The sequence below is a fragment of the Methylobacterium sp. CM6246 genome, from assembly GCF_054818005.1.
In genome coordinates this window covers 3081210-3101789 of the sequence record NZ_JBTXKY010000001.1, presented here as the reverse complement: position 1 = coordinate 3101789, position 20580 = coordinate 3081210, and the positions used below count along the sequence as shown (strand labels likewise).

The window sequence follows — 20580 nt, the reverse complement described above, 5'->3', positions numbered from 1 at the left end:
GAACCCCACCTGAGGCGCCTCAAAGCGGGGCCCACACGAAAAGCCATGCAACTCACCGGCATCCATCATCTCACCGCGGTGACCGCCCGCGCCGCGGAGAACGTGGCGTTCTACACCGGCACGCTCGGCCTACGGCTGGTGAAGAAGACCGTGAATCAGGACGACGTCTCGGCCTATCACCTGTTCTACGCGGATGGCCTGGCGAGCCCGGGCACCGACATCACGTTCTTCGACTGGCCGGCGCCCCCCGAGCGGCGCGGGTCGAACAGCATCACCCGCACCCACCTGCGCGTGCCGGGCGAGGGCGCGGTGGCGTGGTGGCACACGCGCCTGCGCGATGCTGGTGCCGTGGCGGCCGAGCCCGCGCTGCGTGACGGACGCCTCACCGTGGATTTCGAGGATCCCGAGGGCCAGCGCCTCGCCCTGGTCGATGACGGCGGCACCGGCCCGGAGCACCCGGGGGACGCCTCCCCGGTGCCGGCGGCCTACCAGATCCGCGGCCTCGGCCCGATCCGGCTGTCCGTGCCGGCCCCTTCCCGCACTGCTGCCGTGTTGACCGATCTGCTCGGCATGCGCCTGTCGCGGCGCTTCAAGACTGCCGACGGCCCGGTCGAGGTCTACGCCATGGGGTCCGGGGGCCCGGCCGCCGAGGATCAGCTCCTCGCCGACGCCGCCCCGGCGGCGCAGCAGGGTGCGGGCGCGGTCCACCACGTCGCCTTCCGCATCCCCGATGCGGATTACCAGGCCTGGGCCGACCGGCTGAAGGCCGCCCGGGTGCCGAGCAGCGGGCCGGTGGACCGCTACTATTTCCGCAGCCTGTATTTCCGCGAGCCCAACGGCATTCTGTTCGAGATCGCCACCGACGGGCCGGGCTTCACCGCCGACGAGCCGTTGGAGAGTCTCGGCGCGCGCCTCGCCCTGCCGCCGTTCCTGGAGCCGCGCCGCGCGGAGATCGAAGCGGGGCTGAAGCCGCTGCGGCCGGTCACCGCCGGTTAAATATTCGAACGATTCCAGGCGATTCACTTCTTCGGCAGGTGTGATCCTGGTGCGCCTTGACGAGCGTGCTGCAACTGCGAAAGAAGCATCCGATCAGGGGTTCGACGTCCGGATCCCGGCGAGATCGCTCCCGGGGGTCGCCCCCGCAGCCGCGGGGCGGCGGTCGCCCGCCGAACCCCATGCGCCCTGATTCATCGGGGGCATGGGCCGAGCATCAGAGGATTCGAGGACTGATCCGTCGATGAGCAAGTTCTACGAGGAGCGCGTTCTGTCGGTGCATCACTGGACCGACAACCTGTTCTCGTTCCGCACCACGCGGGATCCGGCGTTCCGGTTCCGCAACGGCGAGTTCACCATGATCGGCCTCGAGGTCGAGGGGCGGCCGCTGCTGCGCGCCTACTCGGTGGTCTCGGCGAACTACGAGGAGGAGCTCGAGTTCTTCTCAATCAAGGTGCAGGACGGTCCGCTGACCTCCAAGCTCCAGCACCTCAAGGTCGGCGACCCGATCATCGTCGGCAAGAAGCCCACCGGCACCCTGGTGCTCGACAACCTGCTGCCGGGCCGCAACCTCTACCTGCTCGGCACCGGCACGGGGCTCGCGCCGTTCCTGTCGATCATCAAGGACCCGGAGACCTACGACCGGTTCGAGAAAGTCGTGCTGGTCCATGGTTGCCGTCAGGTTCAAGAGCTGGCCTACGGCGAGACGATCAACGAGTCCCTGCCCAAGCACGAGTTCCTGGGCGAGATGATCTCGAACCAGCTGATCTACTACCCCACCGTGACCCGCGAGCCGTTCCGCAACCGCGGCCGGATCACCGACCTGATGGTCTCGGGCAAGCTGTTTGCCGATATCGGCCTGCCGGCGATGTCGGTGGAGAACGATCGCTTCATGCTCTGCGGCAGCCCCGACATGATCCGCGACACCCGCGAGCTGCTGAGCAACGGCGGCTACGAGGAAGGCAATCACGGCGAGGGCGGCCACTACGTGATCGAGAAGGCCTTCGTCGAGAAGTAGTTCTTTGGGACTTTGGGTTCAGCCCGGTGCGGTCCGCCGCGCCGGGCTTTTTCATGCCGACCCAACCGCGTTCACAGTCGTCCGCCGGCAAGGACGGTGCTGCTCGAAGACGTGCCGGCGGCCACGCCTCACCGCTCCCCCTGCGGCACCGGTGGCAGGCCGTCCGCGAAGGGGCCGCCGCCGGCGCTGAACAGCTTGCGCAGGAAGCCCGGGGCGATCGCCGAGAGCGGGTTCACGCTCACGTCCGGCGAGGCGAGCTTGCCGGAGACGCGGAAGTTGACGGCGAACAGCCCCTCGTTGTGCCCGCCCCCGAGGAGCGGCCCGAGGAGAGGCAGCTGCGAGGCGACGTTGTTGAGCCCGTAGAGCGGCACGAAGGTGCCGGTCATGTCCGTGCGCTCCCGGCCGGTATCGAGCCAGCCCGACAGGGTGAAGCCCATCGCGGCGTTCGAGATCGCCGCGTCGCTGAAGTCGACCCGGCTGCCGCTGCGCACGAAGTTGGCCCGCATCCGGTCGAAGGTGACGTCGCCGGCCGCCCGGCCCGGGGCGATGCGGCGGCCGCGGACCGTCTCCGCCTCGGAGGGCTCCGGCCCCTGTGCCATGATGCTCGACAGGGCCGGCTCGTTGCGGAGCGAGAAGTCGCGGATCTGGACCACGCCGGCCTGCGGGCCGTCGTTGAGGCCGATCCCGGCGGTGAGGCGCCCGCCATACATCCGCCTGTAGACGTCGACGAAGCGCAACGTCGCGCCGGCATCGGCCGACTCCACCGCCAGCGTCGGCACGCCGCGTTCGCCCCGGGCGACGCTGGCGACGAACGCCGCAGCGCGGAAGCGCCCGGTGATGTTGGCCGCCCGCAGGGTCCGGCCGTGCAGCGACAGCCGCAGGTTGGCGTTGGTCAGCGCCTCGTCGTTGAAGCCCGCCACGATCGGGACCTGGATGTCGGCATCGACATCCTTCGGGTTGGACTCCTTCGCCTCCTTGCCGCTCTTGGCGTCCGGGCCGCCCAGGGACTTGAGGAACGGGCGCGCATCGACCACCGCGCCGCGGACCACGACCTTGTAGCCGTTGCCGGTGCGGTCGAGGCTCACCCGCAGGTCGTCGCCCGGCGACAGCTTGACATTCGTCAGGTCGGCGCGCTCCAGGCCGCCCTCCGGGCTGATCGTGAGGCTGCCGCGCGCGGAGGCCGGGGCGGCGTCGAGGGCGAAGTCGCGCAGCTCGTAGGTCTGGCCGGCATCCACCAGCGTGAAGCTGAGGCGGCCCGGCTTGCCCGTCGGCTTGGTCAGCCCGGGCACCAGCCCGTCGATGCCGGCCCTGGCGAGATCCGCCTCGACCCGGATCGGCGGCTTGGCCGTTCCCGGGCGGCCGATCGGCACCACGGCGCGGACCGGGATGGTGCCGGACAGCTGCGGTGCAGTCGGCAGGCCCTTCTTGCCGCGCAAGGCCTCGTCGAGGGCCACTGTGACCACCGCCTCGCCGGGCTGGCCGACCTTGGGCTGGCGCATGTCCACCGAGATGGGGGCGCCCGCGACCCGGCCGTCGCCCTTCAGCGTGAAGGCGCCGCGGTCGTACAGCAGAGTGAACCTGCCCGCCTCCAGCCGGTCCTTCCCCATCACCTTGTCGACCGAGAGGTCGGAGAGCGTCCCGGACAGGGTCACGGGCAGGCTCGGGAGGTCGGGCACGTGCTTGAGGTCGAGGGGGAAATCGACGCGCAGGTCGGCATTGCCCTTGATCGTGGCCGGGTCGAGATCGACGCTCATCAGGCTCTTGAACAGCTTCGCCTGGAGCACCGAGGCCATGCCGTCGGCCCCGCCGGTGAGCCGCATGCCGATCTGCGCCACGACCCGGTCCGGCGTGATCTGCGGGATCACGAAGCTGCCGTCCGTGACCGTGAGCCCGCGGCCGTCCGGGCCGTGGATCTCGGCGGTCACGTTGCGCACGGTGGTCGAACGGCCGGTGATGGTCCCGGAGACGTTGCCCTTCACCACCGGCGGCGCGTCGGCGGTGACGTCCAGCGCCGCGTCGGAGACGCGGAAGTCGATATGCACCGCGTCGTCGGGGGCGGGCTCGCCCCGGGTCGCGGCGGCCAGCACGGTGCCGGACATCTTCACGCGGATGTCCACGGCGTTGATCCGGCCGCGCCGCAGCTGGTCCACCAGGTAGGTGCGGGCCGGCGGGGCGATATGCTCCGGCCACAGCCGCAGCCCGGTCCGGACCTCGCCGTCGTGGCCGAGGATGCGCAGGGTCAGGCCGCCCTCGTCGGCGGTGGTGCCGATCGTGCCGGTGATCACCCCCTGCACGCCGGGGGCCGCCACGTTGAGCGCGTCGATGGCGATGCCGCCGTCGCGGCCGGTGAGCTGCGCGTCGATCGCGTCGATCTTCACCGGCGCGTCCCGCGGGGTCGCCCCGCGCAGGACGGCGTCGCGGCTCGCGAGCGTCGCGGTCCAGGCGGTTGCGGCGTCCGGCGGGCTCTCCGTCCAGGCGCCGGTCAGGTGGACCGCGTTGCCGGCCCCCCGGTAATCCAGGCCGGTGAGCGACATCACCCGGCCGGTCTCGTCCCAGTTCAGGGTCGCGTCCAGGCTCTCGACCGTGACCGGGTTGAAGTCCTTCTCCTCGATCAGGAAGGTGCCGTCGCCGGTATGGACCTTGGCGTTCATGGACGTGATCCGCCCGGCCGTCAGGCTCACGTCGGCGCGGGCCGAGAGCTTGAGATCGGTGGTCAGCGGCAGGCTCGATTGGCCCGTGAGCAGCAGCAGGTCGGGCACCGGCAGGTCGTCCAGGGTGATCACCCCGGAGCGCGCCTGCGGCGTGCCATCCTGCGTCTTCCCATCCTGCGTCTTCCCATCCCGCGTCTTGCCATCTTGCGGCTCGCCGCCCTCGCGCAGGGAGCCGCCGAAGCGCCACTCGCCGTGGGGGCCGTCCAGGCGCAACTCGAAGTTGCGGGTTCCGTTCACGGGATCGCGCCCGAACAGTCCGTTGACCCGGGCGAACACCGCGCGCTCGCGGCCGTCGTCGTCGATCAGCCGCAGGCGCGCATCGGTCAGGCGGGCGCGGTCGAGGGCGCCGACGATGCCGCTGGAATCCAGCACCACCCCGAAGATCGAGGCCAGGGTCGCCGAGATCGGCGAGACCTTGCCGCGCGCGTCGTCCACGCTCGGCGGCGTGTGCGGCTCGATGTCGACCGGGTGGTTGGCCTCGGAGGCCGCGAACGCGATCGAGCCGTCCCGGTGCACGAGGGCGGTGGTCTGGGTCTCGCGGAACTCAATCGAGCGCGGCTGCAGGTTGAGGTGCAGGAGGCCCCAGGGGTCGAGGCTGACCACGGCGAGCGGCGCCCGCACCACCAAGTCGCCCTGCGGGTTGCGGATGTCGAGGCCGGAGAAGCGCAGGCTCAGGGCGTTCTCGCGGTCGAGTTCGAGGCTGCTGCCGCGGATGGCGATGCTCCAGCCAGGCCCGATCCGCTCGGCCACCGCGGCTGCGACCCGGCGGGACAGGGCATCGATCTGCAGCGGGCCGTTGGACAGGCGCAGGGCCGCCAGCCCGATCCCGCCGCCGACGAGCAGCACCAGGGTCAGCGCGCCGACGAGGCAGAACCCGCCCCAGCGTCGCGCCGTCCCCCGAGGCTTGCCTGCCAAGGTCGTCTCGTCCGCCATCGGGACCCTTGTTCCGGGGCTTCGCGCGCGGAACTCCGCGGCCGGTGGATCGAAGCGCGGCCACGCTTTACAGCGGGCGCGTCTCCGAGTTTTGCTCGGGCGGCGCGACGCAACCTGATGGTGCTGCCGCGCATGGCGGGACTGCACACCATCAATCGGCCGAAAGGAAGGCACGATGCCACTATCAGAAGGCGATCAGGCCCCCGATTTCGACCTCCCCGCCTCCGGCGGAGGGCGGATCGCCCTGTCGGCGCTCAGGGGTCACAAGATCGTGCTCTACTTCTACCCGAAGGACGATACGAGCGGCTGCACTTTGGAGGCGCAGGACTTCAACGGCCTGCTGCCGGCCTTCACGGGCGCCGACGCGCAGGTGATCGGCCTGTCGCCGGACCCGGTGAAGAGCCACGACAAGTTCTGCGGCAAGTACGGCCTTACCTTCCCGCTCGCCTCCGACGAGGACAAGGGCGTGCTGGAGGCCTACGGGGTCTGGGTCGAGAAGAGCATGTACGGGCGCAAGTACATGGGCGTGGAGCGCACCACCGTGCTGGTCGACCGGGAGGGGCGCATCGCCCGGATCTGGCCGAAGGTGAAGGTGCCCGGCCATGCCGAGGCGGTGCTGGACGCCGCCCGGGCCCTGCCCTGACCGGACGGAGCGCGCGCGGCGCGACGGATCCTTAACCCTAAGCGGGTCTGAATGGCGGCTCCCACGGGGCCGTCCCGATGCATCGCCCGCCGCTTCCGAAGATCCTCGCCGCCGGGCTCGCCCTCGCCCTCGTATGGGCGCTCGGCGCCTCCTACCTGATCGTGTTCCACGACGACGTGCTGGCCGGCTTCGTGGCCCGCCAGGGGGCGATGCGGGACGCCTACGAGGCCCGGCTCGCCGAGCTGCAGGACCGGCTCGACCGCACGCACCGTGACCGGGCCGGGGCCGAATCCAGCCTGGCCGAGCGGGTCGCGGCGGCGCTGGAGCGTCAGGCCGAGCTGGAGCGCCGGCAGGCGGCCCTGGCAAATCTCGGATCCCAAAGTCTCGGATCCCAAAGTCTCGGATCCCAAAGTCTCGGATCCCAAAGTCTCGGATCCCAAAGTCTCGGATCCCAAAGTCTCGGATCCCAAAGTCTCGGTTCGGAAGGTCTCGGATCGCAGATCCCCGATCCGCTTACCACCGGCGCCCTGCCGTCGAAGCGCGATGACGAGTTCCGCCTGCGCCCGGCCGAGGCCGGCGCGCCGGCCCGGTTCCCGTCCCCCGCCCTCCCCCGCCGGAGCGCCCTCGACGCCGAGACCGGGCTGATCCGCCTGGAAGCGCGGCTCGACGGCGTGCGGGCCGCCCAGGGCGCGCGCCTCGCCCAATTGGTCGAGCGGGCCGGCGACACGGTCCGGCGCCTGCGCGGACTGATCGGCCGCACCGGCCTCGATCCCGACCGTTTCGACCGCAGCGCGGCGGGCACCGGCGGCCCGCTCGTCCCCCTCGATGCCGGCGCCCTGGACGGCATCGCCTTCGAGACCGGCTTCGACACCCACTTCGACACCCGGTTGGCCCTCGCCCGCCGGGCGCTCGACGACGGCGTGCGCCTGCACCAGTTCGCCGCGACGCTGCCGCTCGGCCGGCCGATACGCGGCCAGCCCACGGTGTCGAGTCCGTTCGGCACCCGCCTCGATCCGTTCACCCGGGGCCTCGCGCTCCATACCGGGCTCGACCTCAAAGCCGAGTACGGCGAGCCCGCCCGCGCCACCGCGCCCGGACGGGTCAGCGCCGCGGAATTCGCGGGCGGCTACGGCAACATGGTCGAGATCGATCACGGCCATGGCGTGGTCACCCGGTTCGGGCACCTCGCCCGCATCGCCGTGCGCCCCGGCCAGCGCGTCGCCGCCGGGGACGTGCTTGGTCTGGTCGGCTCGACCGGGCGCTCCACCGGGGCGCACCTGCACTACGAGACGCGCATAGACGGCGAGCCGGTCGATCCGCAGCGCTTCCTCGAGGCCGGCGCGGACCTCGCGGCCGCGCGCTCGACGGATTGAGCCGGCGCCGGCTTCTGCGATTCATGATAGCGTCGCGCGCATGCGCGTTGCCGAATACCGGCGCTGGGTGGAGCCGCGCCCTGACGAGGAGCGCCGGGAGCTGCGCGATGGCGGGCCCGTGCTGATGGCGCCGCCGAGCGCCCGGCACCATGACCAACGACCGCGGCCGCAAGCGCGCCTTCTACGCCACCGTCCCGAGCCTCCAGACCCTGCTGGTCGTCTATCGGGACGAGGCCCGGATCGAGGTCTGGCGCCGGGATGCCGGCTGGACGATGCGGGTCGCCGGGCCGGACGCGTCGATTCCCCTGCCGGAACTCGGTGGCGGCCTGCCGGTGTCCGAGGTCTACGCCCGCGTGGCGTTCTGAACCACCGCTGTTGCGGCCGCGCCCGCGGGTGCTACCATCGCGCCTGGATCGGAGGGCGGCGATGGCTTTGGCCGCGAAGCGCGAAGCGCGCATGGATGTTGCCGAGTTCAGGCATTGGGCGGAGAGCCGCCCGGATGGGGAGCGCTGGGAGCTGCTCGACGGCGACCCCGTGCTCATGGCGCCGCCGCGCGAGCGGCACCAGCGCATCGTCATGAACTTGGCCGGACGCCTGGATGCGCTCGCCGAGCCGCGGGGCTGTCGCGCCATGCCGGGGCTCGGAATCCTCAGTGCGGTGCAGGACGACTTCGTGCCGATCCCCGCCGTGGTCGTGCGCTGCGGGCCATCGCTGCCGGACGGGTACGCCGAAGACCCGCTGCTCGTCGCCGAGGTGCTGTCGCCCTCGACCATGAGCCTGGACCGGGGCCGCAAGATCGATTTCTACCGGACGGTGCCGAGCCTGCAGGTCCTGCTGATCGTCTATTCCGACGAGGTCCGGGTTGAGGTCTGGCGGCGCCGGGGCGACGACTGGAGCGTGCAGGCGCTGGGTCCCGACGGCAGCGTCGCGTTGCCGGAACTGGACGGCGCCGTGCCCGTGCCCGACATCTACCGCGGTCTCGCATCCTGAGCGGCCGCACCCGATCTCAACCGGCCGGCTTCCCCGGCCCAGCAGAGCGTCAAGGCACCGACTTGCCCCACTTCGAAGATTTCTACGCGGCCAAGCTACGCGGCGCCCTCGGCGTGACGGATGCGGAATCGGTGCTCGACCTGCGCGGCACCAACCGGGCGACCGCCGAGGCGTCGCTCAAGGACATGCTGGAGCGCAGCCGCTTCGCCAAGGGCAAGACCGTGGCGATCCGCCTGGACCCGCCCCCGGAGGGCGGCGGCGAGACCCTGTTCCAGCCCGCGGGCCGCCTGCTCCTCGACGCGAAGCGCCGCGGGCTGATCGAACGCCTGCATACCCTGCCGGCCCAGGACGGGCTCGGCTTCTACGTCGCCCTGGCCGGCCGGGCGGACCGGACGCCGATGTGATCCGGCCGCGTACCGGCCCTGTGATCCGGCGCCTGCTGTAGAGCCGGCAACGGATCGCGCGTGGGCATCCGGGCGTTGAACGGTCCCACGCCATCGGATCCCGCCCATGCCGTATCTAGAACCCCGACTCGCCCGGTGCCGCGCATGAGGCCCGTCCCCGGTGGCCGCAACACGATCGAGCGCATCGCCCGCTTCGGCTACGGCGCCCGCGGGACCGTCTACGTCGTGGTCGGCGCCCTGGCGCTGCTCGCGGCGATCGGCCAGGGCGGCCGGGCCGGCGACAGCAAGGATGCCCTGCGCGCGGTGCTGGCCGGGCCGTTCGGCGCGGTGGTCGTCGGGCTGATCGCCCTGGGGCTTGCCGGCTTCGCGCTCTGGCGCTTCGTCGAGGGCGTGACCGATGCCGACCGGCGGGGCACGTCCGCCAAGGGGCTGGCGGTGCGCGGCGCCCACCTGGTCAGCGCGGCGATCTATATCGGCCTCGCCGTCAGCGCGGCCTCGCTCAGCCTCGGCCTTGGCATGAGCGGCGGCGACGGCATGCACGACGGCACCGCGTGGCTCCTGTCCAAGCCGTTCGGCCGCTGGCTCGTGGCCCTGGGCGGGCTCTGCGTGATCGGCGGCGGCTTCGGGTTCCTCGGCAAGGCCTGGCGGGGCGACGTCACCGACCGGCTCGCCCTCGACGCCGAGGCCCGCGAGCGCTGGGCCGGCCCGGTCGGCCGCTTCGGCTACGCGGCCCGGGGCATCGCCTTCCTGATCATCGGCGGCTTCCTGGTTGCGGCGGCCTGGCACCAGCGCTCGTCGGACGCGAAGGGACTGACCGAAGCCTTCGCGCTGCTGCGCGCGCAGCCCTATGGCTGGATCCTGCTCGGCCTGGTCGCGGCCGGCCACGCCGCCTTCGGGGCCTTCGGGCTGATCCAGGCCCGCTACCGGCACATCGACGCCCCCGACATCGACCGGGTGGACGATGCGGCCGGGGCGGCAGTCCGGGCTTTGTCGTGAAAGATAAGTCTTTGTAAATTGTCGCCCGTGCCCCATGTAGAGTTCACCCTCCGCGCAATTCCGTGCCCTGGGCGACGACGCGGAGGCGATAATGGCCCGGACTCTTATTACTGGTCGAGCACAAACGGTTACGACCGAGGATTTCAACGAGCGCGTCAGGATCCTGCTGGTCGACAAGATCTACCCGCTCAAGGGTCGGACCTACCAAAAGAACTTCAAGACCGGCTTCTCCGGCGCGATCGTCAAGTAGGCCGTTTCGCCGGCCGGATGCCCTCGAGGCGGCCGGCTGCGCGCTGATCGCTCGCGTTGACAGGGCGGGTGCCGCGGCGGATACCGCGCGGCACCCCATCCGGCCCCCGATGCAGCAGCGCTTCTACAAGATCGCGGTGATGGTGGCCCACGACCTCGCGGCGACCGCCGCCGCCGTGGTGCTAACCTTCCTGTTCCGCTTCCAGGGCGGCATGCTGGCCGAGCGCCTGCACGCCCTGCCGCTCCTGCTGCCGCCCTTCCTCCTGTTCGCCGGCCTGGTCTACAGCCGGTTCCGGCTGTACCGGACCAAGTGGCGCTTCGCCTCGCTGCAGGACCTCGCCGGGATCGTCCGGGCCGCCAGCGTCCTGGCGCTGGCCCTTCTGGTGATCGACTGGGTCCTGGTCTCGGCCGACCTGTACGGTTTCTACTTCTTCGGCAAGATCGCGATCCTTTTGTACTGGGTGCTGCAGATCTTTCTGCTCGGGGGCGCGCGCCTGGCGTTCCGGTACCTGAAGGACAGCCGCTCCCGGCAATCGAGCGCCCGGGCCGCCACCGTGCCGACGCTGCTGCTCGGGCGTGGCGCCGACATCGACGTGCTGATCCGCGCCATCGAGGCGGGCTCGGTGAAGAAGCTGGCGCCCCGGGGGATCCTGTCGCCCCGGGCGGACGAGACCGGGCAGTTCATGCGCGGCGTTCCGGTGCTCGGCGCCTTCTCGGACCTCGAGCGCGTGGTCGCCGACCTCGCGGGGGGCGGCGAGCCGGTGCGGCGGCTGGTGGCGGCCCCGAGCGCCCTCGTGCCGGAGGCCGCCCCCGACGACCTCATCGCCCGCGCCCGACGGCTCGGCCTTCCGCTCGCCCGGGTGGTCGGGCTCGGTGAGGGCGCGCAGGGTCCCGAGCTGGCGCCGCTCGAGATCGAGGACCTGCTCCTGCGCCCCACCGTGGCGATCGACCGGCCGCGGCTGGAGACGTTCCTGGCCGGCCGCCGGGTGGTGGTGACGGGCGGCGGCGGTTCGATCGGCTCCGAGATCTGCCTGCGGGCCGTGGCCTTCGGGGCCGCCGCGGTGCTGGTGCTCGAATCCTCGGAGCCGGCCCTGCACGGCATCCTGAGCCACCCGGCGATCCTGTCCGCCCAGGCCACGGTGACCGGCGTCCTCGCCGACATCCGCGACCGGGAGCGGGTCCATCAGGTCATCGCGGCGTTCCGGCCCGAGTGCGTGGTCCACGCCGCCGCGCTTAAGCAGGTGCCCTACCTGGAGCGTGACTGGCAGGAGGGCATCAAGACCAACGTGTTCGGCTCGATCAACGTCGCAGACGCCGCGGTGGCGGCCGGCGCCCGGGCCCTCGTGATGGTCTCCACCGACAAGGCGATCGAGCCGGTGTCGCAGCTCGGCGTCACCAAGCGCTTCGCCGAGATGGTCGCCCAGGCGCTCGACGCCGAGCAGTCGGCCCGCCCAGGCCACCCCACGCGGCTGATCGCCGTGCGCTTCGGCAACGTGCTCGGCTCCGTCGGCTCGGTGGTGCCGGTGTTCAAGGCGCAGATCGCCCGCGGGGGGCCGGTCACGGTCACCGATCCCGACATGGTCCGCTACTTCATGACCGTGCGCGAGGCCTGCGACCTCGTGCTGACGGCCGCCTCGCACGCGGACGGCGAGGGCCGTGCCGCCCCGGAGGCGGATCGCGCCGCGGTCTACGTGCTCAAGATGGGCCAGCCGGTCCGGATCGCCGAACTCGCCGAGCGCATGATCCGGCTGGCCGGGTTCGAGCCGGGGGCTGAGATCGAGATTGCCTATACCGGCGCCCGGCCCGGCGAGCGCCTCAACGAGATCCTGTTCGCCCGGGAGGAGCCCCGGGTCACCCTGCCGGGCATCGACGGGGTGATGGCGGCCCGCCCGGTCTTCGCCGACCGGGCCCGGCTCGACGCCTGGGTGGCGCAGCTGCGGGCGGCCGTCGCGGCGGGTGACCGGGAAGCCGCGGAAGCCGTGTTCGAGGCGGCGGTGCCGCATTTCCGCGAACGCCATGCGCAACGGCCGGCCGGGCGGAATCCTGCCCCGGCCGGGGCGGCGGTCGAGGCCGGGCCTATGGCGGGTGCGGCGAGCGCTGCGATCGGCTGATCGGGCCGGCGGCTCCGACACGACGGAAAGTCCTGGCAGGCCGCCGCGCGATCAGCGCCCCACCTCCGTAAAGAGCTGGGGCAGCTCGGCGATCATCGCCACGCGCGCACGGATCCCGGCCGGCCCGGCCTCGCGCCGGTCGTCCTGGATGAGGCGCGCGAAGGCCACGGTCTGGGGACCGCGGCGTGCCCAGCCGACGAACCATCCATAGCCATGCGCTTCGTCGAGGGAGCTGTCCGGGTTGCGCGGGAACCCGGTGCCGGTTTTGCCGTGGATCTCCCAGCCATCCGAGGGGGCCTCGATCCGGGTAAGGGTTTCGGTCATCGCCAGAGCCGCGTCTGAGACGGGCAGGTCATGCCGGACGAGCCGGCTCAGGAAAGCGACCTGCTCCAGCGGGCTGATCGCCAGGGATGAACTCAGCCACGCTCGCGTCAAACCGTCCGCTTGGCCGGCATCGCCCGACACGTCCGCATTGCCGTACCTGAACCGGGTCACATAGGCTCGGAACCGATCCGCGCCGAGGGCGCGTGTGATCCGCTGCGAGTACCAGACCACCGAATCGCGGATCCAGCTCTCGGGATCGACGGTCTTCCGCCAAGCCGGATTCCAGGCGGCGTCGCCCTCGCGGAACGGGAGGGCCGGGTCGTGCACGTCCGCGAGGAAGCCGCCATCGAAGCCCATCAGACTGATGGCGATCTTGAACGTCGAAGCCGGCGTGACCCGCCGGCTGCAATCGCCGCGCTGGAGCAGGATGCGACCGTCCGTGGCATCGGCAAGCGCGGTACAGACAACGTCACTCGCATGCGTCGGGCCGGCGAGCGCGACAATGCCCAGGGCGAGAATTGCCGATATCCGCATGTCGATCGTGCGCCTCGTCAGGACGTAGGGCGGGGGCTCGGGCAGGCTGCCGGCGGCGCTCAGCCCCCGTCCCGCGCCAGCCGGGCCAGCCCGTCCCGGGTCGGCGCGGCCGGGCGCCATCCCAGCGCCGCGAGGCCGTCGGCGCGGGCTTCCAGGCCCTCCGCGACGCGGGCGAACAGAGCCTCCCGGCCGGTCAGTCGGCAGGCGAGGCCGAGGAGCCCGGCCGGCACCGGGACCAGGCCGGGCTTGCGGCCGAGGCCGGTGCGCAGCGCCGCGATCATCTCGGCCAAGCTCAACGGGTCCGGGTCGGCGGCGATCAGCGCGGCGCGGAGTGTGTCGGGCGCCCGCAAAACCGCGTCCACGGCGCCCGACAGGCTCTCCAGGGAGATCAGCGAGCGCCGCGCCGCCAGCCCGCCGAGCGGCAGGGGGTAGGGGCTGCGGGCGAGCCGCAGCAGCGCGGCCATATTGCCCTTCACGCCGGTGCCGTAGACCAGGACCGGGCGGAGGGCGACCCAGTCGAGCCCGGTCTCGGCCAGCGCCCGCTCGGCCTCCAGCTTGGAGCGGCCGTAGGCATCGGTGGGCCGGGGCTCATCGCCCTCCCCGACCACGCCGGGCGCGCTGGCGCCGACCTGCGCGCGGATCGAGGACAGGAACACGAACCGGCGCACCCGCGCGCGGGACGCCGCCTCCGCGAGCTTGCGCGTCGCCTCGGTGTTGAGCGTCCGGTAATCGTCCTCGGGGGCCCCCGACAGGGACGTGGTGAGGTTGGCGTGGGCGAGGCCCGCCGAGTGCACCACCGCGTCGACGCCTGCGAGCGCCGCCGCCATGTTGATCGGGCGGGTCAGGTCGCCGACCACCGCGCTCGCGGCGCCCTCCGGCAGCGCGGTCGGCCGGCGCAGCAGCACCCGGACCCGGTAGCCGCGGGCGGTGAGGTCGGCGAGCAGGTGGCGGCCGATGAAGCCGGTGGCCCCGGTGAGCGCGATCAATCCGGTCACGGGCGTGCGGCACCTTCGGCTGGAGCCGGCGCGGGGGCGCGGGCGAAGCGGCGGAGCAGGGCCGCGACCAGGGCGAGCCCAGCCGCGAGCGCTCCGAGCGTGACCGGCCAGGACGGCCAAAGCAAGGTCGCGGCGGCGAGCCCGGCCAGCACGAGGTTGACCCCGAACAGCCGCGCCACGACGCCGGGGACGGTCAGGCCGTGATCGGTGGCGCGCTGGTAATGATGGCCGCGATGCGCCTCCCAGACCCGCTCGCGCCGGGCGACTCGGGCGGCGAGCGTCAGGCTGGCATCGGCGAGGTAGGCGAGCGGCAGCAGCAGCGCCGCGGCGAGCCCCCCCGCCAGGGCGAGCTGGCACAGCAGCCAGGCGGTGACGAGCCCGACCGGCAGCGAGCCGACATCCCCGAGGAAGAGACTTGCCACCGGCCGGTTGAACGGCGCGAAGCCCAGCATCGACCCGAGCAGGCAGGCCGCTACCAGCGCCGGCAGCGCCGGCAGGTATCCGGCGAGCCCGAGCAGCAGCAGCGCGCCCGAGACCGGGACGATCTCGGCCACCGTCATCCAGTCGAGCCCGTCCATGAAGTTCGTCAGATTGACGAACCATATCCCGGCCAGCAGCGCGAGGCCGCGCTCGAGCCACAGGGGCGCCCCGGGCAGCAGACGGCCGTCGAGGTGCCAGACCAACACGCCGACCACGCCTGCCTGAACGGCGAGCCGCAGGCCGGCCGGCAATGGCCGCAGGTCGTCCACGGCGCCGAGCAGCGCCAGGACCAGGGTGCCGCTCGCAAGCCGGACCCAGTCCGGCCGGCCGCCGATCTCCGGCGCCGCGATCAGCAGCCCCGAGATCGTCACGAGCGCGGTCACCACGGCGATCCCGCCCCCCTGGGGCGTCGGCACGGTGTGGCTCGACCGCGCGTTCGGCCGCGCCAGGGCGTAGCGCTGCAGCACCGGCCGCAACCGCAGGATCAACCCGGCCGACAGGGCGGCCGCGAGCGGGACGGCGAGGAGGAGGATCGTGTCGAGCGCGGACGGCATCGCGCCGTCCTACGCGATCCGGGGCGTGCCCGGGAAGGCGCGCCAGCCCGCCTCCCGGTCGGGATGCGCCTCAATAAACCTGCGCGCCCTCCCGCGGCGGTTCCGCCGGGCCCGACGCACGGTCCAGGCTCTTGTTCACCACCTTGGCCAAGCCGATCATGATCGCGTCGATGGCGTAGTCCTTGGGCGTGTAGACCGCGCGCACGCCCATGTTCTTCAGGACCAGCTCGTCCTCGGGCGAGATGATGCCGCCGACCACCACCGGGATGTGGTCCAGCCCCGCCTCGCGCATCTGGGCGCGGACCTCGCGCACCAGCGGCACGTGGCTGCCCGACAGGATCGACAGCCCGACCACGTGGGCGCCGGTCTCCTTGGCCTTCGCGACGATCTCGGCCGGGGTCTGCCGGATGCCGTCGTAGGTGACGTCGAAGCCGACGTCCCGGGCGCGCAGCGCGATCTGCTCGGCGCCGTTCGAGTGGCCGTCGAGGCCGGGCTTGCCGACCACCAGCCGCGGGGTCTCGCCCAGGCGCTCCCCGAGATCGGCGATCAGGAGCTTGGCCTCGTCGGCCGCCCCGGAGGAGACGGTCTCGGGGCTGACCCCGGTGGGCGCCCGGTACTCGCCGAACACCTGGCGCAGGCGCTCGCCCCACTCGCCCGTGGTTACCCCCGCCTTCGCGGCCTCGATCGAGACCGGCATGATGTTGGCGCCGGAGCGCGCGGCCTGCTCCAGGGCGTCGAGCGCCCGGCCGACCGCCTGGGCGTCGCGCTTGCCCCGCCAGTCGCGGATGCGCCCCTGCGCCTCCATCTCCACCGTCTCGGACACGGAGAAGATCGCGCCCTCCCCGGCGGTGAGCGGCGAGGGCTCGCCCTGCTGCCACTTGTTCACGCCGACGACGATCTGCTCGCCGGCCTCGATCGCCGAGATCCGCTTGGCGTTCGACTCGACCAGGGCGCGCTTCAGGGCGCCGGTCTCCACCGCGGCGACCGCGCCGCCGATGCCGCCGATCCGCTCCAGCTCGGCCCGGGTCTGCACCTTCAGCGCCTCGACCTTGGCCTCGATCACGTGGCTGCCGTCGAAGATGTCTTCGTATTCGAGCAGGTCGGTCTCGAAGGCCAGGATCTGCTGCATGCGCATGGACCATTGCTGGTCCCAGGGCCGTGGCAGGCCGAGCGCCTCGTTCCAGGCCGGCAGCTGCACGGCCCGGGCGCGGGCGCGCTTCGAGAGCGTCACGGCCAGCATCTCGATCAGGATGCGGTGGACGTTGTTTTCCGGCTGCTGTTCCGTCAGCCCGAGGCTGTTGACCTGGACCCCGTAGCGAAAAATGCGCTTCTTCGGGTCGTCGATGCCGTAGCGCTCCTGGGCGATCTCGTCCCAGAGCTCGGCGAACGCCCGCATCTTGCAGATTTCGGTGACGAACCGCAGCCCGGCATTCACGAAGAACGAGATCCGGCCGAACACGTCGGAGAAGCTCTTTTCGTCGAATTCCGGGTCGTCTCGCACCGTGTCGAGCACCGCGATCGCGATGGCCAGCGCGTAGGACAGCTCCTGGACCGGCGTCGCCCCCGCCTCCTGCAGGTGGTAGGAGCAGACGTTCATCGGGTTCCACTTCGGCACGTTCTTGGTCGTGAACAGGATCACGTCCTTGGTGAGCCGGAGCGAGGGCGCGGGCGGGAACACGTAGGTCCCGCGCGACAGGTACTCCTTGATGATGTCGTTCTGGGTCGTGCCCTGGAGCGCGTCCAGCGGGGCGCCCTGCTCCTCGGCCACCGCCAGGTAGAGCGCCAGCAGCCACGGAGCCGTGGCGTTGATGGTCATCGAGGTGTTCATCTGGGCGAGCGGGATGTCCTGGAACAGGGCCCGCATGTCGCCGAGATGCGCGATCGAGACGCCGACCTTGCCGACCTCGCCGCGCGATAGCTCGTGGTCCGGGTCGTAGCCGGTCTGGGTCGGCAGGTCGAAGGCCACCGACAGGCCGGTCTGGCCCTTGGCGAGGTTGCCCCGGTAGAGCTTGTTCGACTCCGCCGCGGTCGAGTGCCCGGCATAGGTGCGGATGATCCAGGGCTTGTCGCGGCTCGACGTGTCGCCCTTGGTCTCCGCGACGCTCGCGCCCATCGTGGCCTCCCTGTGGTCTTGTTCACTATCCGCGCGCGGGGCGCAGTCTTGGCCGCACCGTAGCGAAGGCAGCCGAGCGCGTCATCCGTGACAGACGGGCAAGACGGCCCGGGAGGGCTCGGAAAGACTTTAAAAAACTTGTGCGGGCCGGCAGCCGGATTTGAAGGGCCCGGCCGATCAGCGCGGCAGCATGAGCGCGCGCGGGGCGCCCTCCTTCGGGCCGTCGAAGAACACCAGCACCCGCTGCCCGTCCGAACGCTCGTCGAGGGGCAGCAGCGCCTCCGGCTTCTCCCGGTCCGGGTAGCCGGGCAGGTCGAGGCGCTTGCGCGGCGCGCCCGTGCCGTCCCACGCGAACACCGTGTAGTCGCCGGCCGCGACCGCCCCGCCCTCGGGGTCGTGCATCGGCCCCGCCAGGATCAGGAAGCCGTCCGGCACGGCCACGAGGTCGCGCACGCCCCGCTTCTGCCCGCGGCTGTCCGGGCCCAGCGCCACCGTGGCGAGGGTCCCGGCGGCCGGCTTGCCGTCGAACAGGCCGGCGAGGGGCACCGACACGACCGCAGCGCCGCCATCCGCCAGCACGGGGCCGCGCAGGCCGGCATGGAGCCGGCCGCCCCGCACCGCCACGCCCTCAATGGTGACGCCGCCCTCCTCCAGGGCCCGGTCGTGGAAGGGGGCCAGCGCCGGGATGTCGGCGATGATCCGCGCCAGCGCCGCCGTGCCGGCGATCTCGGGCTCGGCGCGAAGCTGGCCGGTCTCCGGGTCCACGGCGTTGGGATCGAGGCGGATGCGGAACAGGTGCCGGGTCGCCTCGGCCCGCGCGTCGCCCTCGGCGTCCTGGCCGTGCTCGCGCCGGGGGCGGCCATGCGAGCCGATGACGTAGAAGGCGCCGTCCGCATAGGCCACGCCCTCGGCGTCGAGTTCCAGCGGCTTGCCGTTTCGGGTGGCGTCGATCAGCCGGATGAAGCGTCCGGCCACGAGGCTGCCGTCCTGCAGGATCGCCACCTGGGCGCCCTGCGACTCGTCGTCGGCCACGAGGCAGATCCGCGGGAAGCCGGTATCGGTGGCGCAGGCGATGCCGCTCACATCTCGGGCCTTCTCGCTCCGCTCCGCCTCGGCGGGATGTTTTGGGTCGGGCTCGCCGAGGAGCTTGCCGCTGACCTTCCACGGCTTGGACTGATCCTTTGCCGAGACTGTCACCGGCAGCGCCGCGAGCCCGCAGGCGAGCGCGATCCGGAGCAGACCCGTCTCGGCCGGGCGGCCGAGGATGGCGCTGACGTTGAGCATGGCGCGGCACATCCCCGGAGCGGAGTCTCGATCCGCTCGCGATAGTCCAAAGCCGCTCCCGACGCACCCGACGCGGCGTCGGTCGAGCGGATGCCCTGTGGCCGCAGCGCCGTGTCCGGGCTCATCGGTGGTATAAAGTCTACCGGACGGTCCGGCGCCCCGTCCCGGAAGGTCTCGGGTCCGGTCGGCGGTGGCCCCCCGCCGAATAATACTTGGTCGGTTCGCAAGCCGAATTTGAATACGTCGGCGCCGGCCTTGGGCAGGGCGCTTTTTCACGTTCGAAACCCTCCGATTTCGACTTTCGGCCCACTTGGACGCCTCCGACATCGCCGCTATAGCGCGGGAGAGAACCGCGGCCGTGAGAACAGCGCGGGATGAGAGGAGAGCGAGATGGCTGCGAGCGGTGCGGTCCGTCCGGCGGACGGTGAGGTCAAGGATCTCTACGAGATGGGCGAGATCCCGCCGCTGGGTCACGTGCCGGCCAAGATGTACGCCTGGGCGATCCGGCGCGAGCGTCATGGCCCCCCGGAGCAATCCCACCAGCTCGAAGTCCTGCCGGTGTGGGACATCGGCGACGACGAGGTGCTGGTCTACGTCATGGCCGCGGGCGTGAACTACAACGGCGTCTGGGCGGGCCTGGGCGAGCCGATCTCGCCCTTCGACGTGCATAAGGGCGAATACCACATCGCCGGCTCGGACGCCTCCGGCATCGTCTGGAAGGTCGGCGCCAAGGTGAAGCGCTGGAAGGTCGGCGACGAGGTCATCGTCCACTGCAACCAGGATGACGGCGACGACGAGGAGTGCAACGGCGGCGACCCGATGTTCTCGCCGAGCCAGCGCATCTGGGGCTACGAGACGGGCGACGGCTCGTTCGCGCAGTACTGCCGGGTGCAGTCGCGCCAGCTCATGCACCGGCCCAAGCACCTCACCTGGGAGGAGGCGGCCTGCTACACGCTGACCCTGGCTACCGCCTACCGCATGCTGTTCGGCCACGCGCCGCACACGGTCCGGCCCGGCCAGAACGTGCTGATCTGGGGCGCCTCCGGCGGTCTCGGCGTGTTCGGCGTGCAGCTCTGCGCGGCCTCGGGCGCCAACGCCATCGCGGTGATCTCGGACGATTCGAAGCGCGACTACGTGATGAGCCTCGGCGCCAAGGGCGTCATCAACCGCAAGGACTTCAACTGCTGGGGGCAGTTGCCCACGGTGAACTCGCCCGAGTTCCACGCCTGGACCAAGGAGGCGCGGAAGTTCGGCAAGGCGATCTGGGACATCACCGGCAAGCAGGATGTCGACATCGTCTTCGAGCATCCCGGCGAGGCGACCTTCCCGGTCTCGGCCCTGGTGGTGAAGCGCGGCGGCATGGTGGTGTTCTGCGCCGGCACCACCGGCTTCAACATCACCTTCGACGCCCGCTACGTCTGGATGCGCCAGAAGCGGATCCAGGGCTCGCACTTCGCCCACCTCAAGCAGGCCTCGGCGGCGAACCAGTTCGTGATGGACCGCCGGGTCGACCCGTGCATGAGCGAGGTGTTCCCCTGGGACAAGATCCCCCAGGCCCACACCAAGATGTGGAAGAACCAGCACCCGCCCGGCAACATGGCCTGCCTGGTCAACTCTCCGCGCGCCGGCCTGCGCACGGTCGAGGACGTGATCGAGGCCGGTCCGCTCAAGCGCTGACGCCCCCCCCGGCCTCCGCCCGCATGCGGAGGCCGGATCGCCGGCCCCGGCCACTGCTCGCCTCTTCCTCCCCCCTCTTGCCCCGGGCCCGGCCCGGCGCGAGAACGGCCGCGCTTGTTCCAGCACCCCCGCCGGGGCGATGACCGATTCGGCGTGAGGGGCGCGGACGCGCAGGGTGACGGGCGCAGCGCCCGGACC

At 71.7% G+C, this 20580-nt stretch carries 17 protein-coding genes; 11 read left to right on the top strand and 6 right to left on the bottom strand.

Going from position 1 to position 20580, the window contains the following annotated elements; genetic code table 11:
- Positions 1-45 precede the first annotated feature (45 nt).
- Together ACYQPG_RS15210 and ACYQPG_RS15205 are read left to right on the top strand one after the other, a co-directional pair.
- Positions 46-996 carry a ring-cleaving dioxygenase gene (locus ACYQPG_RS15210; RefSeq protein ID WP_461231198.1) on the top strand — a complete coding sequence of 317 codons (951 nt, stop codon included), beginning with the start codon at positions 46-48 and terminating at the stop codon, positions 994-996.
- A 241-nt stretch (positions 997-1237) separates the two neighbouring features.
- A complete protein-coding gene (locus tag ACYQPG_RS15205; protein WP_147910481.1) occupies positions 1238-2011 on the top strand; it encodes a ferredoxin--NADP reductase in 774 nt (257 codons plus the stop codon).
- 128 nt (positions 2012-2139) lie between these two features.
- On the opposite strand, the gene ACYQPG_RS15200 is transcribed toward ACYQPG_RS15205, so the two are convergent.
- The gene (locus ACYQPG_RS15200; protein ID WP_419829733.1) at positions 2140-5655 is read right to left on the bottom strand and encodes a YhdP family protein; all 3516 of its coding nucleotides are present in this window, start codon (positions 5653-5655) and stop codon (positions 2140-2142) included.
- Between the two features lie 175 nt (positions 5656-5830).
- On the opposite strand from ACYQPG_RS15200, the gene ACYQPG_RS15195 reads away from it, so the two are divergent.
- The 8 genes from ACYQPG_RS15195 to ACYQPG_RS15160 all read left to right on the top strand — a co-directional run bounded on the left by ACYQPG_RS15195 (position 5831) and on the right by ACYQPG_RS15160 (position 12421).
- Positions 5831-6298 (top strand): peroxiredoxin, encoded by a 468-nt coding sequence (locus tag ACYQPG_RS15195; protein ID WP_147910479.1) that lies wholly within the window; start codon positions 5831-5833, stop codon positions 6296-6298.
- A 77-nt stretch (positions 6299-6375) separates the two neighbouring features.
- Positions 6376-7671 (top strand): peptidoglycan DD-metalloendopeptidase family protein, encoded by a 1296-nt coding sequence (locus tag ACYQPG_RS15190; protein WP_461231197.1) that lies wholly within the window; start codon positions 6376-6378, stop codon positions 7669-7671.
- A 149-nt stretch (positions 7672-7820) separates the two neighbouring features.
- On the top strand, positions 7821-8036 hold the full coding sequence (locus ACYQPG_RS15185) for a hypothetical protein (protein WP_419829731.1): 216 nt from the start codon (positions 7821-7823) through the stop codon (positions 8034-8036).
- Between the two features lie 61 nt (positions 8037-8097).
- On the top strand, positions 8098-8661 hold the full coding sequence (locus ACYQPG_RS15180) for a Uma2 family endonuclease (protein WP_147939422.1): 564 nt from the start codon (positions 8098-8100) through the stop codon (positions 8659-8661).
- Positions 8662-8723: 62 nt separating this feature from the next.
- A complete protein-coding gene (locus ACYQPG_RS15175) occupies positions 8724-9065 on the top strand; it encodes a hypothetical protein (RefSeq protein ID WP_147910761.1) in 342 nt (113 codons plus the stop codon).
- Positions 9066-9209: 144 nt separating this feature from the next.
- A complete protein-coding gene (locus ACYQPG_RS15170) occupies positions 9210-10061 on the top strand; it encodes a DUF1206 domain-containing protein (RefSeq protein WP_147910760.1) in 852 nt (283 codons plus the stop codon).
- Between the two features lie 91 nt (positions 10062-10152).
- The gene (locus ACYQPG_RS15165) at positions 10153-10311 is read left to right on the top strand and encodes a hypothetical protein (RefSeq protein ID WP_187193597.1); all 159 of its coding nucleotides are present in this window, start codon (positions 10153-10155) and stop codon (positions 10309-10311) included.
- Positions 10312-10420: 109 nt separating this feature from the next.
- On the top strand, positions 10421-12421 hold the full coding sequence (locus ACYQPG_RS15160) for an SDR family NAD(P)-dependent oxidoreductase (protein WP_419829730.1): 2001 nt from the start codon (positions 10421-10423) through the stop codon (positions 12419-12421).
- 51 nt (positions 12422-12472) lie between these two features.
- On the opposite strand, the gene blaOXA is transcribed toward ACYQPG_RS15160, so the two are convergent.
- From blaOXA to ACYQPG_RS15135, 5 genes are all read right to left on the bottom strand, one after another.
- Positions 12473-13279 (bottom strand): class D beta-lactamase, encoded by an 807-nt coding sequence (blaOXA, locus tag ACYQPG_RS15155; protein WP_419829729.1) that lies wholly within the window; start codon positions 13277-13279, stop codon positions 12473-12475.
- Between the two features lie 59 nt (positions 13280-13338).
- Entirely contained in the window at positions 13339-14274 is a 936-nt protein-coding gene (locus tag ACYQPG_RS15150) for an NAD-dependent epimerase/dehydratase family protein (protein WP_147939420.1), read from the bottom strand.
- On the bottom strand, positions 14271-15308 hold the full coding sequence (locus tag ACYQPG_RS15145; protein ID WP_147910611.1) for an MraY family glycosyltransferase: 1038 nt from the start codon (positions 15306-15308) through the stop codon (positions 14271-14273). Before ACYQPG_RS15145 ends, ACYQPG_RS15150 begins: the two co-directional genes overlap by 4 nt.
- A 70-nt stretch (positions 15309-15378) precedes the next feature.
- The gene (locus ACYQPG_RS15140) at positions 15379-17421 is read right to left on the bottom strand and encodes a protein meaA (RefSeq protein ID WP_147910612.1); all 2043 of its coding nucleotides are present in this window, start codon (positions 17419-17421) and stop codon (positions 15379-15381) included.
- Positions 17422-17598: 177 nt separating this feature from the next.
- Positions 17599-18705 (bottom strand): DUF3616 domain-containing protein, encoded by a 1107-nt coding sequence (locus tag ACYQPG_RS15135; RefSeq protein WP_419829728.1) that lies wholly within the window; start codon positions 18703-18705, stop codon positions 17599-17601.
- A 390-nt stretch (positions 18706-19095) separates the two neighbouring features.
- On the opposite strand from ACYQPG_RS15135, the gene ccrA reads away from it, so the two are divergent.
- Positions 19096-20382: a crotonyl-CoA carboxylase/reductase gene (gene ccrA, locus ACYQPG_RS15130; protein ID WP_147857214.1), complete on the top strand. Its 1287-nt coding sequence runs from the start codon at positions 19096-19098 to the stop codon at positions 20380-20382.
- Positions 20383-20580 lie beyond the last annotated feature (198 nt).